The sequence below is a fragment of the Streptomyces sp. D2-8 genome (assembly GCF_023184515.1).
Taxonomy (GTDB): Bacteria; Actinomycetota; Actinomycetes; order Streptomycetales; family Streptomycetaceae; genus Streptomyces.
The window spans coordinates 640,186-654,571 of record NZ_JAAHBP010000003.1 but is presented as its reverse complement, the minus strand read 5'-3'; the positions used below and the strand labels follow the sequence as shown (position 1 = coordinate 654,571).

The 14,386-nt window shown below is 73.3% G+C and carries 11 protein-coding genes, 2 pseudogenes and 1 riboswitch; of the genes and pseudogenes, 11 read left to right on the top strand and 2 right to left on the bottom strand.

The genetic code is table 11. The features are described from left to right. The first annotated feature begins 4 nt into the window (after window positions 1-4). The 7 genes from G3I77_RS09315 to G3I77_RS09285 all read left to right on the top strand — a co-directional run bounded on the left by G3I77_RS09315 (window position 5) and on the right by G3I77_RS09285 (window position 7,863). On the top strand, window positions 5-1,882 hold the full coding sequence (locus tag G3I77_RS09315; RefSeq protein WP_248502143.1) for an ABC transporter permease subunit: 1,878 nt from the start codon (window positions 5-7) through the stop codon (window positions 1,880-1,882). Then, a complete protein-coding gene (locus G3I77_RS09310) occupies window positions 1,879-3,186 on the top strand; it encodes an MFS transporter (protein WP_248502142.1) in 1,308 nt (435 codons plus the stop codon). Before G3I77_RS09315 ends, G3I77_RS09310 begins: the two co-directional genes overlap by 4 nt. 282 nt (window positions 3,187-3,468) lie before the next feature. After that, on the top strand, window positions 3,469-4,845 hold the full coding sequence (locus G3I77_RS09305) for a serine/threonine-protein kinase (protein ID WP_248502141.1): 1,377 nt from the start codon (window positions 3,469-3,471) through the stop codon (window positions 4,843-4,845). Between the two features lie 129 nt (window positions 4,846-4,974). Beyond that, window positions 4,975-5,160: riboswitch (cobalamin riboswitch) on the top strand. A 29-nt stretch (window positions 5,161-5,189) separates the two neighbouring features. Continuing rightward, window positions 5,190-5,891 carry an energy-coupling factor ABC transporter permease gene (locus G3I77_RS09300; RefSeq protein ID WP_248502140.1) on the top strand — a complete coding sequence of 234 codons (702 nt, stop codon included), beginning with the start codon at window positions 5,190-5,192 and terminating at the stop codon, window positions 5,889-5,891. Next, complete coding sequence (locus G3I77_RS09295) at window positions 5,888-6,256, top strand: energy-coupling factor ABC transporter substrate-binding protein (RefSeq protein ID WP_248502139.1); 369 nt, start codon at window positions 5,888-5,890, stop codon at window positions 6,254-6,256. The genes G3I77_RS09300 and G3I77_RS09295 overlap by 4 nt, the downstream gene beginning before the upstream one ends. 6 nt (window positions 6,257-6,262) lie before the next feature. Continuing rightward, window positions 6,263-7,012 (top strand): cobalt ECF transporter T component CbiQ, encoded by a 750-nt coding sequence (gene cbiQ / locus G3I77_RS09290; RefSeq protein WP_248502138.1) that lies wholly within the window; start codon window positions 6,263-6,265, stop codon window positions 7,010-7,012. Beyond that, entirely contained in the window at window positions 7,009-7,863 is an 855-nt protein-coding gene (locus G3I77_RS09285) for an energy-coupling factor ABC transporter ATP-binding protein (protein ID WP_248502137.1), read from the top strand. Before cbiQ ends, G3I77_RS09285 begins: the two co-directional genes overlap by 4 nt. A gap of 63 nt (window positions 7,864-7,926) precedes the next feature. Here the strand turns inward: G3I77_RS09285 and G3I77_RS09280 are convergent, their stop codons facing one another. Next, window positions 7,927-9,063, bottom strand: coding sequence for an amidinotransferase (locus tag G3I77_RS09280; RefSeq protein WP_248502136.1), 1,137 nt, complete (start codon window positions 9,061-9,063; stop codon window positions 7,927-7,929). 165 nt (window positions 9,064-9,228) lie between these two features. Here G3I77_RS09280 and G3I77_RS09275 point away from each other — a divergent pair. The 4 genes and pseudogenes from G3I77_RS09275 to G3I77_RS09260 all read left to right on the top strand — a co-directional run bounded on the left by G3I77_RS09275 (window position 9,229) and on the right by G3I77_RS09260 (window position 12,635). Then, window positions 9,229-9,884 (top strand): annotated as a pseudogene (locus G3I77_RS09275) (maleylpyruvate isomerase N-terminal domain-containing protein). 67 nt (window positions 9,885-9,951) lie between these two features. After that, window positions 9,952-10,236: pseudogene (locus G3I77_RS09270) on the top strand (SpoIIE family protein phosphatase); the annotation flags it as partial. After that, the gene (locus tag G3I77_RS09265; protein ID WP_248502135.1) at window positions 10,233-10,565 is read left to right on the top strand and encodes an STAS domain-containing protein; all 333 of its coding nucleotides are present in this window, start codon (window positions 10,233-10,235) and stop codon (window positions 10,563-10,565) included. The pseudogene G3I77_RS09270 and the gene G3I77_RS09265, both read left to right, overlap by 4 nt. A 255-nt stretch (window positions 10,566-10,820) precedes the next feature. After that, complete coding sequence (locus G3I77_RS09260; RefSeq protein ID WP_248502134.1) at window positions 10,821-12,635, top strand: ABC transporter ATP-binding protein; 1,815 nt, start codon at window positions 10,821-10,823, stop codon at window positions 12,633-12,635. Window positions 12,636-12,805: 170 nt separating this feature from the next. On the opposite strand, the gene G3I77_RS09255 is transcribed toward G3I77_RS09260, so the two are convergent. Next, a complete protein-coding gene (locus tag G3I77_RS09255; RefSeq protein ID WP_248502133.1) occupies window positions 12,806-14,320 on the bottom strand; it encodes an MFS transporter in 1,515 nt (504 codons plus the stop codon). Between the last annotated feature and the right edge of the window lie 66 nt (window positions 14,321-14,386).

Below are 14,386 nucleotides of genomic sequence, written 5' to 3'. Positions count from 1 at the left end.
CCCGATGAAAGGTGCCGCCGCCGCGCTGCACGCACTTGCGCGCAGCAGCGTCCCGGCGCTGCTGTGGCGGACCGTGCTCGTGGCCGCCCTGGTGTGCGGAATCGGCCTGCTGCCGTGGCTGTCCCGTACCGACCCCGCGCTGACCGTGCTCAGGGCGCGGTCGGCGGACCGCGACGCCACTCCCGAGGTCCTGCGCGCCATCCGGGACCAACTGGGCCTCGACGACGGCCCGCTGGTGCTGCTCGGCCGCTGGCTCGGCGGGCTGCTGCACGGCGACGCGGGCACCTCCTGGGTGTCCGGCACCCAGGTGCTGCCGGGCGTCGTGCAGGCGCTCGGCGTGTCGCTGCTGCTGATGTCCGGGGCCCTGGTGGTCGCCGCGGGCACGGCGGCGGCCGTCTGCGCCCGCACGCTCCGGCTGGGCACGCGGGGCCGGCTCGGGGCGCGTCGCCCAGGCGGGACGGTGACGGCCGTGCTGGCCGCGCTGCCCGAGTTCCTTTTCGCCTACGTACTGGCCTCCGTGATCGGCGTGCAGCTGGGTTGGCTGCCCGCCCTGGGCTGGTACGGGCCGCAGTGGATGGTGCTGCCCTCGCTCGCCCTCGGCCTGCCCGCCGGTGCGGTCCTGGGACGGATGCTCGACGACCTGCTGCCCGGGGCGTTCACGGAACCCTGGGCCATGGCGGCCGCGGCACGCGGTGTTCCGCCGAAGTCCGTGGCGCGGCAGGCGGTGCACCGCTGCGTGCCCGGACTGCTGCCGAACCTGGCGCTGTTCGTGGTCGGGCTGACCGGCGGATCGGTCGCCGTCGAGCAGATCTTCGACATCCCGGGCCTGGGACGGCTCACCCTGCACGCCGCACTCGCCCAGGACCTTCCCGCCCTGCAGACGGGCACGCTCGCCCTCGTCCTGCTCGCGGCCACCGCGGGGATCCTCGCCCGGTTCGCCGCCCGGCTGCTGATCGGGCCGGCGCTGCGCGACGGCGCCCTGCAGTCCCTGCACCGGCCCCGGCCGCCCGCGCCCCGGACGCTCCCGCTGCTCTACGGGGGACTGCTGGCCGCCGTCATCGGGTTCGGGCTGCCCCGCGATCCGCTCGCCCTGGACACGCTCGCCCGGCTGCAAGCCCCCTCCAGGGAGCACCCCTTCGGCACGGACGCGCTCGGTCGCGACGTCCTCGCCCGGATCTCCCACGGCGCGCTGACCACGCTCGGCACCGCCCTCGCGGTGAGCGCCGCCGCCCTCGTCACGGGGCTGCTGCTGGGGCTGCTGCCGAGGCTGTCCGGGCCGCTGGTCGACACCCTCAGTGCCGTACCGCCCGTACTGGCCGGGCTCCTCGTCACCGGCATCATGGGCAGCGGGCCCTGGACGCCCGCGTTCGCCGTGGCCGTCGTGGCCTGGTCCCCGCTGGCCGCGCACACCTCCTCCCTGCTGCGGCAGGAGCGTGCGACCACTCATCTGACGGCCACCCGGGCGCTGGGCGCCGGCCGCTGGTACCTGCTCCGGCACGAACTGCTGCCCGCCGTGCTGCCCCCGGTCGCCCGGCACGCCCTGCTCCGGCTCCCGGGCATCGCGCTGAGCCTCGCCGCGCTCGGCTTCCTCGGCCTGGGCGCCCAGCCGCCGTCCCCCGACTGGGGCCTGCTGCTCGCCGAGAACCAGCCGTACGCCGAGCGTGCCCCGTGGGCCGTCCTCTTCCCCGCAGCCGTACTCGCGCTGCTCGGGGCGCTCGCGGTGACGGCCGCGGGCGGCGTACGGCTCCCCCGGCAGCGCACACGGATCGCCGGCCCGGCCGAACCGCCCGGGGATCCGGTCGTACCGGCCCCGCGGCGGCAACCGGACCGCCCCGACGCCCTCCTGACTCCCGTGTCCGCCTCACAGACAGAAGAACGATGACCGACCTCGTCTCCCGGCTGCTGACCCGCAAGGCCGCCCGTGCGTCCACCGGCAGCGGGACGCCCGGCGCGCCGCGTGAGAGCACCTGGCGCCTGTGCAGGGAGCTGTCGCCGCTGCTGCGGCTGCTGATCCTCACCCAGCTCGCCTTCAACATCGGCTTCTTCGCCGTCCTGCCGTTCCTCGCCGAGCATCTCGGCACCGCGATCGGCATGGCGGGCTGGCTGGTCGGGTTCGTGCTGGGGCTGCGCACCTTCAGCCAGCAGGGGCTGTTCGTGGTCGGCGGATGGCTCGTCGACCGGTTCGGGGTGCGGCCGGTCGTGCTGGCCGGCTGCGTGCTGCGGATCGCCGGGTTCGTGTGGCTCGGGTACGCGGAGGCGAGCCGGTCCGTGATCGGGGCGGTGCTGGTGATCGGTTTCGCCGCCGCGCTGTTCTCCCCCGCCGTGGAGTCCGAGGTGGCCCGCCAGGCGGTCGTGTGGGAGGAGGACGGGCGCGGCTCGCGCACCCGTGTCCTCGCCCTGTTCAGCGTGGCGGGCCAGGTCGGGGCGTTCGTCGGGCCGCTGCTCGGCGCGCTGCTGCTCGCCGTCGACTTCCGCACCGCGTGCTTCGCCGGTGCCGGGGTCTTCGCGCTCGTCCTGGCCGGGCACCTGTGGCTGATGCCGCAGCACATCCCCGGCCGGGTCCGCGTCCGGGAGCGGGGCGGGGCCCGCGCCCTGCTGCGCAACCGCCGCTTCCTCGCCCTGTGCTGTGCCTACGGCGCCTATCTGCTCGCCTACAACCAGCTGTATCTGGCCCTGCCGGACGAGGTGCAGCGCGCGGCCGGCTCCCAGGCGCCGTTGTCCTGGCTCTTCGCGCTGTCCTCGGTGCTGGTGGTGTTCACCCAGCTGCCGGTGACCCGCTGGGCGAGCGACCGGCTCGATCTGCGCCGCTCCATGACCGCGGGACTGCTGCTGATCGCGTCCGGTTTCGCGGTGGTGGCCGCGGCGCGGCCGGCCGGCTGGACGGGCGCCGCCGGGCTGCTGCCGGCCGCGGGCTTCGTGATCTTGCTCACCGTGGGGCAGATGCTGGTGGTGCCCGCCGCCCGCGCCTGGGTGCCCGATCTCGCCGAGGAGGGGCGGCTCGGCCTCTACATGGGTGCGCTGTCGTCGGTGTCCGGTCTGATCGTCCTCGCCGGCAGCGCGGCCACCGGCTCCCTGCTCGACCTGGGCCTGCCGGTTGCCGTCCCGTGGCTGGTCCTCGCGGCCGTAACGGCCCTGGCGGTGGCCGTGCTGCCGCGCCGTGAGAAGGGGGCGGGCGCGGCGGCCTGAAACGGCGCCGACGCCCCGCGGCAACCGGACGCACGAGAGTGTCACCCCCGCGGGCGACCTCTTCCCGGCGGGATTTCCGAGTCGGCACCCTGTGAGGACACCGCTGCGGAGATCGGTGGTCACGCCGCGCCAGTATCCTGGGTCGGCTGCGGCACCCCCACCAATCCCCGTGCATGAACGGGGAGTTCGGCCTGCGGCGACGACCTTCCCACACGCATGAGACGAGGACGAGTGCTGCTAGCGGGCCGCTACCGGCTGGATGTTGAGATCGGGCGCGGTGGAATGGGAGAGGTCTGGCGTGCGTACGACGAGACGCTCGCCAGAGCGGTGGCCGTCAAGCTGCTGCTCCCCCAGGACACCGATGCCACGGCAACCTCCCGGTTCCGTCTGGAGGCGCAGACCGCCGGGCGTCTCAACCACCCCAACGTGGTCGGTGTCCTGGACTTCGGCGAGTACGACAACCGGCTCTACCTGGTGATGGAGCTGGTCGAGGGCGACAGTCTCGCCGGAGTGCTGACCGGCTCCGGCGCGCTGCCCGCCGAGCGGGTGGCCCGGCTCGCCGCGCAGGCGTCCGCGGGGCTCGCCGCCGCACACGGGCAGGGCATCGTGCACCGGGACGTCAAACCCGCCAACCTGCTGCTGGACGCCCACGGCACGCTCAAAATCGGCGACTTCGGCATCGCGCGGTTCCTCGACGACCCCGGCGCCGCGCTCACCGCCACCGGCCAGATCGTCGGCACCGGCCTCTACCTCGCGCCCGAGCGGGCCCTGGGCAAGCCCGCCGGGCCCGCCTCCGACATGTACTCCCTGGGCTGCGTGCTCTACCAGCTCCTCAGCGGCCGCCCGCCGTTCGAGGCCGACACCGCCGTCGCCCTCCTCCACCAGCATCTCGACTCGGCCCCGGTGCCGCCTCGTGAGCTCGGTGTCGCCGGACTGCCGCCGGCGTTCGAGAACTACCTGCTCGGTCTGCTCGCCAAGCAGCCCGAGGACCGCCCCACCGCCCAGCAGGCCGCCGAGTGGTTCGCCGGGGGCGCCTGGCGGGGCCTGCCCGAGCCGCTGCCGGAGGCCTCGGCGCCGCTGCGGCCGACGACCACGTCCGCGGCGATGCCGGCCGGGCCGGGCCCGTACGCGGCCGCCCAGACCGGCAACCCGACCACGTACGCGCTGCCCGCCACCCCGGGGCACCGCAGCGCGGCCCGGGCAGCACAGGCGGGGCGTTCGGGCCGCTCCCGCGGGCGCGGCGGCGTCCGCGCCCGGTCGAGGCTGGCCGCGACGGCCGCCGCCGCGGCACTCTTCCTCGCGGCGATGCTCATCGGCATGCGCTGGTTCTCGCCCGACACGACCGCGGAGGGCACGGAACCCGACGCGTCCCCCTCCGCGAGCAGCCCCGCCGCCACGCCGTCCGCCGACTCCCCCTCGCCCCTGTCCTCCCAACCGGCGGCCGGCCCCGCGGCCGCCACCACTCCGACCACCGGCACCGTGGCCGATGTCACTCCGTCCACGCCCGCCTCCCCGACTCCTCCCTCGCCCGCGCCGAGCACCGCGGCTCCGACACCGGAAGCGGCGGACGGCGGGCCGGAGCAGCCGAAGCCCGAAAGGCCGCACGAGGCCGGAAACGACAGGGAGAGCGACGACGGAGACGACGGGGGCGACGACTGACGCGACCCGGACGTCGCGCGACGGCGCCCTGCCTCGGAGCACGTGGATCAGCCGGGGGATGCGCCGGTGTGCGAGTGGGCGCCCCCTCGCGCGCCCCTTGGGTGGCTTGTCATCGCCCTTACCCCGGCCTTATTGTCACCAGGCCTTGGTGAACGGGAAATCCGGTGTGATGCCGGTGCGGCCCTCGCCACTGTGAATCGGGAAGTCCGGCTCCGGCCCTCACGGGCAGCCACTGGGTCCTTGCGACCCGGGAAGGCGGAGTCCGGGCGGTGGTACCCGTCAGCCAGGAGACCGGCCAAGGCGCGTCAACCATCCACGAGGTGCTGGAGAGGGTCTGCTGAGCCATGCACATTGCCGAGGGTTTCCTTCCTCCGGCGCACGCGGTCGCCTGGGGCGTCGCGTCGGCGCCGTTCGTCGTCCACGGGGTCCGGTCGCTCACCCGTGAAGTGCGCGAGCACCCCGAGAGCACCCTGCTCCTCGGGGCGTCCGGCGCCTTCACGTTCGTCCTGTCCGCCCTGAAACTGCCGTCCGTCACCGGCAGTTGCTCGCACCCCACCGGGACGGGCCTCGGAGCCATCCTGTTCCGGCCGCCCGTCATGGCGGTGCTGGGCACCATCACCCTGCTCTTCCAGGCGCTGCTGCTCGCGCACGGCGGCCTGACCACGCTCGGCGCCAACGTCTTCTCGATGGCGATCGTCGGCCCCTGGGCCGGATACGCCGTCTACAAACTGCTGCGGCGCTACGACGCGCCGCTGATGGTCGCGGTGTTCTGCGGCGCGTTCGTCGCCGACCTGTCCACCTACTGCGTCACCAGCGTGCAGTTGGCACTCGCGTTCCCCGACCCGGGCAGCGGATTCCTGGGCGCGCTCGGCAAGTTCGGTTCCATCTTCGCCATCACCCAGATCCCGCTCGCGGTGAGCGAGGGCCTGCTGACCGTGCTGGTGATGCGGCTGCTGGTGCAGTCCAGCAAGGGCGAACTGACCCGGCTGGGCGTGCTCCTCGCCAAGAAGCAGTCCCGGACCGAGACCGAGGCGGTGGCCCGATGAGCAGGAACACGAAGATCAACCTGGTGCTGCTGCTCGTCGTGGCCGCGCTTGCGGTGCTGCCGCTCGCGCTGGGTCTCGGCGACCACAAGAAGGAGCCGTTCACGGGCGCCGACGGTGAGGCGGAGTCCGCGATCACCGAGATCGAGCCGGACTACGAGCCGTGGTTCTCCCCGCTGTACGAACCGCCGTCCGGGGAGATCGAGTCGGCCCTGTTCTCCCTCCAGGCGGCTCTCGGCGCCGGCGTCCTCGCCTACTACTTCGGCCTGCACCGAGGCCGCCGGCAGGGAGAGCAGCGGGCGCTGGAGCGGGAGGCCGAGAGCGCGCTCACCGGAGGCGCCGGGAAGTCCCCCGCCGAACGGGACTGATCGCGCGTGCTGCCGATCGACGCGGCGGCGCACAGCAGTCGCTGGCGCCGCCGCCATCCCGTGGACAAGGCCGTGCTCGGGCTCGGCCTCACCGTGCTCGCGATCTCTCTGCCGCCCTGGCCGGGCGCGGCCCTGGTGCTCCTGACGGCCCTGGTGGTGCTGCTGGGGCCGGCCGGTGTGCCCGGGCGGCGGCTGTGGCGGGCCTACCGGGTGCCACTGGGCTTCTGCGTGACCGGCGCGGTCACGCTGCTCGTCCAGGTGGGCGGGCCCGGGGGGTTCGTCTCCCTCGCCGGTGACGGGCCGGTCCGGGCCGGGGAGTTGCTGCTGCGCACCTCGGCGGCGTCCCTGGGCGTGCTGCTGTTCGCCTTCACCACGCCCATGTCCGACCTGCTGCCCCGCCTGGTCCGGGCCGGGATCCCGGCGCCGGTCGTCGACGTCGCGCTCGTGACGTACCGGATGAGCTTCCTGCTGCTGGACTCCGTGCGCCGCATCCGGGAAGCCCAGGCGGCCCGGCTCGGCCACACCAGCCGGGCCGCGGAGTGGCGTTCCCTGGCCGGGCTCGGAGCGACCGCGTTCGTCCGGGCCTTCGACCGGGCGACCCGTCTCCAGGCCGGACTCGCGGGGCGCGGCTACGACGGCACCCTGCGCGTCCTGGTGCCCGAGGCCCGGGTCTCCGTCCGCTTCACGGCCGCCAGTTGCCTGCTGCTCGTGGTGCTGGCCGCCCTCACCTTCGTACTGGAAAGGCCGCTGACATGAGCGAGCCCGCCCTCGTCGCCCTGCGGGGCGCGTCCTTCGCCTACGAGGACGGCCCGGCCGTGCTCAGCGGCCTCGACTTCGAGATCCGCGAGGGGCGCGCACTCGCGCTGCTCGGCCGCAACGGCAGCGGCAAGACCACACTGATGCGGCTGCTCAGCGGCGGACTGAAGCCGCACGCGGGCCGGTTGACGGTCGCCGGGCAGCCGGTGTCGTACGACCGCAAGGGGCTGACCCGGCTGCGGACGACCGTGCAGCTGGTGGTGCAGGACCCGGACGACCAGCTGTTCGCGGCGTCCGTCGAGCAGGACGTGTCGTTCGGACCGCTGAACCTCGGCCTGGACGACACGGAGGTGCGGGCGCGGGTGGCGGAGGCGCTCGCCGCCCTCGACATCACCGCCCTGGCCGACCGGCCCACCCATCTGCTCTCCTACGGGCAGCGCAAACGTACCGCCATCGCGGGCGCGGTGGCCATGCGGCCGCGCGTCCTCGTCCTCGACGAGCCGACGGCCGGACTCGACCCCGACGGCCAGGAGCGGTTCCTCACCACCCTCGACGGCCTCCGTGCCGCCGGCACCACGGTGGTGATGGCCACCCACGACGTCGACCTCGCCCTGCGCTGGGCCGACGACGCGGCGCTCCTCACCCCGTCCGGCGTCCGCACCGGGCCCGCGGCCACGGCACTGGCCCGCACCGACCTCCTCCACGAGGCCGGACTGCGGCTGCCGTGGGGCGCCGCGGCGGCGGAACTGCTGCGCGCGCAGGGGTGGTTGACCGACGCGGAGCCGGGGCCGCGTACGCCGGACGAGCTCGCCGCCCTCGTGGGAGGACGGCTGGGGGCGCCCGGAGGGTGAGGGGCACCCCCGTGGCCGCATCGCCCCCGGCCCCGCCCGCCTCCGGCCGTCGGAGCAGCTCGGTCAGTCGAAGTAGGACTGGAGTGAGCCGCGGCGCCGGACGTCGAGGGTCGCGCAATGGAACGAACCGCCGAAGGGGGCGTAGTGCAGCAGTTCGCACGGGATCGGCTCGAAGCCCCACTTCTCCAGCGCGCGCAGCATCCCGGTGTGGTGACGCTCCGCGATCACCCGCTTCTCGTCGAGCATAAGCACGTTCATGCTGAGCCACTTGCCGCACATCGACGTGAGTTTGAGCAGCCGCTCGTCGATCGGGTCGGGCTCGGGAGCGACGAGGACGTCCCAGGAGCCGAGGACGTCCGGCAGGCGGTCCGGGTCGACGTACTCGGGGTTGATCAGCACCTTCCCGGGCGCGAGCAGGACGAACGTCGTGTCGATGTGCATGGGTGTGCGGCAGCGGCTCTCGATCTCGTGGATGCGGTACTCCGGGCCGAGGTGGCGGAGCAGCCAGTCGATACCCATAGCGTTCGTGACGTTGCTGCGGGTGACGAACAGGTCCCGTCCCGCGCGGACGAAGTCCGCGGCGTCGAAGACGGGCTCGAACTCGGTGAGGATGTACCGCATGGGCTCGCCCGGCCCGGGGACGCGGAAGTCCGGGTCGAAGAGCTCGTCGGTGAGCTGCGGCTTGGGTGCCGCCGTCCAGCGCGCGCCACGCCGGAAGTAGTCCTTGAGGAGCGGGCGATAGGAGTGCGTCTCGAAGTACCGGCACGGCCATGCCATCGGCGTCTCGATGATCTCGTCGCCGATCACGAGCATGCTGTCACGCGGGCAGGTGTTGCAGAAGCCGCGCGAGGTCCAGTCGGGGGTGCCGAAGCGGCGCCGGTGGTCGACCGCCTCCGGCCGCCTGACCGTGACGCCGAGGGACCCCAGCAGAGCGACGAAGGCGTCTAGCTCCTGCTGCGCCTGCTCGACGAGCAGCCGCGGATACCGGAAACCGGCCGCGAGCCCCTGCAACCGCCCCGCCCACGGCGGCACGTTGCAGGTCACCACCGCGTGGTCGGAGGGGATCGTCGCGCCCTCCAGGCGTCCGACGATGATCTCCTCCAGCGGATCCCACTCGGTGTGCGAACCGACCGGCGACACGAGCCGCTCCGCGTCCTCACCGGCCGCGGGAGGTACCCCGGGGTTCTGCAGGAGGGTCATGCTCACCACCTCTTGGATCGCAAGCCATGTCATACGCCGCAAGGGCCGGATCACCCAGCGTGACCCACCAGGGTCTCACGCCACCGAGCGCAAACGCTTCCGGTAACGGTCCAGGTGCCCGCGATACGCTCGTCCACGCTCGCCGCACCGCGCTACGGTGCCGAGGTGGATCTCTTCTCGCGTTCATGGACGGCACCGCGCGCGGCGGTTGAAGATCTGTCCGACGAGGACTTCGGGCGGCCCTCCGGCTGCACGGGGTGGCTGGTGCGGGACCTGGTGTGCCATCTGATCGTCGACGCCCAGGACGTCCTGATCACCCTGGCCACCCCGTCCGACCGGGAGCCGACCCGTGACGCGCTGACGTACTGGGACATCTCCGACACACCGCCGACCGGTGACGACCCGCTCGACGCCCTGACCGTCCGGCTGGCCGCCGCGTACGCGGAGCCGCACCTGCTCAAGCTCCACCTGGACGACGTCGGTTCCGCCGCCGGCCGCGCCGCCCTGCTCGCCGACCCGGCCGCCCGGGTCGGCACCCGTGACGAGATCCTCACGTGGGCGACTTCCTCGCCACGTACGTCATGGAGTGGACGCTGCACCACCTCGATCTGATCGCCTACCTCCCGGACGCGGAGCAGCCGCCCGCGGAGGGGCTCGTCCGGTCCCGGGAGATGCTGGAGCGGATCGCCGGGAGCCCCTTCTCGTCCTCCTTCCACGACGTGGACGCACTGCTGATCGGCACCGGGAGGCGGGCGCCGACCGGGGCGGAGCAGGCCGAGCTCGGCGTGCTGGCCTTCAGGGTGCCGCTGTACCTGGGCTGACTTCCCGGTCGCGGACGTCTTCGCTCGCGCTCCCGCCGTCGAACCGCTCCGCCGGAGGTGGGAGCATGTGCGGCATGGACATCCGCTGGCCCCCGGCGACACGATCGTGCTGTACACCGACGGTCTCACCGAGGCCCGAACCGGCCCCGGCCGCGACGACCCGTACGGCGAGGACGCCCTGTACGCCTTCGCCACCGACCGCGCTCCGGCCGCACCGGACGAGGTGATCGCCGCCCTCACCGGGCTGCTCGAGAGCTTCGGCGAGGGCCTCGACGACGACACCGCCCTGCTCGCCCTCGGCGTTCCCGTCGCCCCGCCCCTCATAGGCCCTGCGACGAGTCACCCCTCATGAACCCGCTCACCATCGGACACCGCGACGCCGCGACCGGCCCCGTTCTGCACGTGGCCGGCGACCTGGACTTCGACCAGGCCCCCGCATTCCGCGGCCGGCTCGACCAACTCCCCCTGTCAGCGGGGCAGTGCCTGGTCCTCGACCTGTCCGGCCTCGAGTTCTGCGACTCCTCGGGCATCACCGCCCTGCTCGCCGCCCGCCAGCACGCCCTGGCCGCCGACGCCGACATCGTGCTGGCCGCCGTACCGGCGAACCTGCTGCGCGTCCTCGCCCTCGTCGGCCTCGACCAGGTCTTCACCCTGCGCCCGGACTCCAGCGCCGCGTCATGACCCGCCCGGCGCTCATCCTCGACGCGATCAGGTACTGACCTCCCGCTCAGACTCCCCGTCCCCGCCCCCAGTCCGCCCGCCGCGCCCCTTGGCGCTCCCCGCACACCACCACCGGGCCGGAAAACGCTTGGACGCCGCGGGCGGCATCGCGGGACACTTCCGGACTCGACCCGAATCCTCATGAATCCGTTGCGGCGATGGCCCCTGCCCGCACGCGCGGCGTGGCGGGCGGCCACAGGACGACACAGGGGTGGGATGGAAACGCCGGAAACACACAGGGTATTACCGGGCAGGCGCTCGGTGCTTCTCGCACTGCGCCACTACGGACGGGAGTTGTCCCGGCTCCGCCGGTGGACGGCACCCGCGATGCTGCTCTCGGCGCTGGGCAACATCGGAATCAACTACGTCGCGCCACTGATCGTCGCCAAGCTCGTCGGCGACATCGCGGAGGACAAGGACGTCACGGTCGGCTCGATGCTGCCGTACGTGCTCGCCTTCGCCGGCGTCCTGCTGGTCGCGGAGGCACTGTGGCGCGTAGCCCTGCACTGCCTCAACCGTCTCGACGCCCTGGGCATCGAGCATCTGTACGTGATCGGCATGGACGAACTGTTCGCCAAGGACGCCGCGTTCTTCCATGACAACTTCGCCGGTTCGCTGACCAAGCGGGTCCTCAGCTTCGCCTCCCGCTTCGAGCAGTTCGTCGACACGCTGACGTTCCAGATCGTGGGGAGCTTCGTACCGCTGGCGTTCGGCGCGGTGGTGCTGTGGCGTTACGAACCGCTGCTCGTCGTCGGTCTGCTGGTGATGATCGCGCTGACGGCGGTGCTGGTCGTGCCGCTCATCCGGCGCCGCCAGGCGCTCGTCGACCAGCGTGAGGAGGCGATCGCCCGGGTGTCGGGCCACGTCGCCGACAGCCTGATGAACATGGACACGGTGCGGGCGTTCGCCGCGGAGGAGCGCGAGGCCGCCGAACACCGGTCCCGGGTCGCGATGTCACGCCGGCTCACCATGCGGTCGTGGGACTACGGCAACCTGCGCATCGACACGCTGGTCGCGCCGATGTCCGTGCTGACCAACGCGATGGGTCTGCTGCTCGCGGTGACGCTGGGCGGCGGAGCACACGGGGTGGAGGCGATCGTGGTCGCCTTCGCCTACTACAACAACGCGACCCGGATCATGTTCGAGTTCAATCAGATCTACCGCCGGCTGGAGAGCTCGATGACGGAGGCCGCGCAGTTCACCGAACTGCTCCTGACGCCGCCGACCGTGCTCGACCCGCCGGCACCGGAGCCGCTGCGGCCCCGGACCGCCGACGTCCGCTTCGAGAAGGTGACCTTCGCCCACCGGGGCGGCCGGCCACTCTTCGAGGGCCTCGACCTGGCCGTGCCGAGCGGGGCGAAGGTCGGTCTCGTGGGCCGGTCCGGCGGCGGCAAGACGTCCCTCACCCGGCTGCTGCTGCGGATGACCGACATCGACGGCGGCCGCATCCTGGTCGGTGGCCAGGACATCAGCCGGGTGCGCCAGAGCGACCTGCGCGGCCGGATCGCGTACGTGCCGCAGGACCCGGCGATGTTCCACCGCACCCTGCGGGACAACATCGCCTTCGCCCGGCCGGACGCCACCGACGCCGAGATCCGCCGGGCGGCCGAGGCGGCCCATGTCACCGAGTTCGCCGACGCGTTGCCGGACGGCTTCGACACCATGGTGGGCGAGCGGGGCGTCAAGCTGTCCGGCGGCCAGCGCCAGCGGGTCGCTCTCGCCCGGGCGATCCTGCGGGACGCGCCGATCCTGCTGCTCGACGAGGCGACCAGCGCCCTCGACTCCGAGAGCGAAGTGCTGGTTCAGGAGGCGCTGTGGCGGCTCATGGACGGGCGGACCGCGCTGGTGGTGGCGCACCGGCTGAGCACGGTCGCCGGCATGGACCAGCTCGTCGTCCTCGACCGCGGCCGGATCGTCGAGCAGGGCACCCACCAGGAGTTGCTCGCGTTGGAGGGTGCCTACGCGAAGCTGTGGCAGCACCAGTCGGGCGGCTTCCTGGACGACACCGCCGGGCGGGCCGAGGTGCGGTAGCACCGGCGCGCTCACCTTCGAGGCGGCCTTCATCGCTTCGGCGGCCGCCGCGTGAGGGCGCGCGCCCGGGCCGCCAGGGCCTCCGGCAGAAGGCCCACCGCCTGTGCGAAGGAGTTGTCCGCCATCGCCCCGCAGGAGCCCCGGCCGCAAGTCCGGTGAACGGGTGACGCTCAGGTCTGCCGGGCGTGCACGGGATGGTGGGCGACATCGTCCGGGCACGCGCGGTGCGGCCCGCGCGTGCGCCGGTCGCGTCGCCAGTCGAACGCCGCGAGAGCCAGGGACGCGGCCATGCCGACGAGTCCGGCGACCATCGCGAGGAAGAGCGCACCGCGGTAGTCGTCGCTCCGGCTGCCCAGCACCAGGTAGTAGAGACCGGGCAGGGCCGCGGTGCCCACCGCGGCGCCAAGCCGCTGCCCGGTCTGCAGGGCGCCGCCCGCCGCTCCCGCCATGTGTACGGGAACGTCGCGCAGCGTCATGGTGATGTTGGGCGAGATCACGCACCCGCCGCCGACGCCGCCGAGGAAGAGGACCGGGGCGGCGATCCACGGCGCGATGTCCAGGGGCGCGAAGCGCAGCAGCAGCGCGGTGCCGCCCAGCCCGAGGATCACGCCCGCCAGCCCGCCCACGGTGAGCGCGCGGCCGAGCCGGTCCACCAGCCGCCCCGAGAGCGCGGCCGCCAGGGCCGAGCCGAGGGCGAAGGGAGTCACGGCGAGGCCCGACTCGAGCGGGGAGAAGCCCAGGCCGTGCTGGTAGAAGAGGGCGAAGACCAGCCAGACGCCGCTGAAGCCGATGAAGTAGAGGGTGCCGACGCCGGCGCCGACGGCGTAGCCGCGCACGGTGGTGAACAGGCGCGGATCGAGCAGCGGCTGGGTGCCGCGGTCCAGCAGGCGGCGCTGCCAGCGGGTGAAGACGAAGAGGAGCGCGGCACCGGCCGGGAACATCCACCACAGGCGGGTGAGGCCGCCGCTCTCCGCCTGGACCAGCGGATACATGAGCGCGAGGACGCCCAGGCCGAGGAGCAGGACTCCGGGCAGGTCGACGTGTTCCCGGCCGGAGCGCCGGGTGCGGGGCAGCAGGCGTCGTCCGAGGAGGACCGCGAGAATGCCGATGGGGACGTTGACGTAGAAGATCCACCGCCAGCCCTGGGCGCCGTCGGCCAGGGCGAGGATCAGGCCGCCGGTGAGGGGGCCGACGGCGGAGGAGATGCCGACGGTGGCGCCGAAGAAGCCGAAGGCGCGGCCGCGTTCGCCGCCGCGGAACATCTGCTGGATCAGCGCGGAGTTCTGCGGGGCCATGAAGCCGGCCGCCAGGCCCTGGGCGAGCCGGGCCACCACCAGCAGCGTGATGTTCGGGGCCGCCCCGCAGGCCGCGCTGAAGAGCACGAAGCCGCTGAGGGCGAGCAGGAAGATGCGGCGCCGGTCCAGGGCGTCGCCGAGGCGGCCGGCGGTGACGAGGGCGAGGCCGAAGGAGAGGGCGTAGCCGGACACCACCCACTGCACCTCGGCCGCGGAGGCGTGCAGCTGCTGCTGGATCGTGGGCAGGGCGACCGCCACGATCGACACGTCCAGCAGGCTCATGAAGCCGGCCACCAGCGTGACCCACAGGGCCCGCCACCGGTTCGGGTCCGGCTGGTACCCGTCCTCCGGGGCGCCCTGGTCGTGGCCGCCCGCCGCTGACGCTGTCACTTGGGCTCCTCTCACCAGGCACGCACCCGGCGAATCAAGTTCCCCCGCCGGGGCACGGGCACACAC

What these genes read in the sequence shown, in the direction of transcription:
- G3I77_RS09310 (WP_248502142.1), top strand. Translation starts at nt 1,879, where the DNA reads ATGACCGACCTCGTCTCCCGGCTGCTGACCCGCAAGGCCGCCCGTGCG.
- G3I77_RS09300 (WP_248502140.1), top strand. Translation starts at nt 5,190, where the DNA reads ATGCACATTGCCGAGGGTTTCCTTCCTCCGGCGCACGCGGTCGCCTGG.
- G3I77_RS09305 (WP_248502141.1), top strand. Translation starts at nt 3,469, where the DNA reads ATGGGAGAGGTCTGGCGTGCGTACGACGAGACGCTCGCCAGAGCGGTG.
- G3I77_RS09265 (WP_248502135.1), top strand. Translation starts at nt 10,233, where the DNA reads ATGAACCCGCTCACCATCGGACACCGCGACGCCGCGACCGGCCCCGTT.
- G3I77_RS09295 (WP_248502139.1), top strand. Translation starts at nt 5,888, where the DNA reads ATGAGCAGGAACACGAAGATCAACCTGGTGCTGCTGCTCGTCGTGGCC.
- G3I77_RS09280 (WP_248502136.1), bottom strand. Translation starts at nt 9,063, where the DNA reads ATGACCCTCCTGCAGAACCCCGGGGTACCTCCCGCGGCCGGTGAGGAC.
- G3I77_RS09315 (WP_248502143.1), top strand. Translation starts at nt 5, where the DNA reads ATGAAAGGTGCCGCCGCCGCGCTGCACGCACTTGCGCGCAGCAGCGTC.
- G3I77_RS09285 (WP_248502137.1), top strand. Translation starts at nt 7,009, where the DNA reads ATGAGCGAGCCCGCCCTCGTCGCCCTGCGGGGCGCGTCCTTCGCCTAC.
- G3I77_RS09260 (WP_248502134.1), top strand. Translation starts at nt 10,821, where the DNA reads ATGGAAACGCCGGAAACACACAGGGTATTACCGGGCAGGCGCTCGGTG.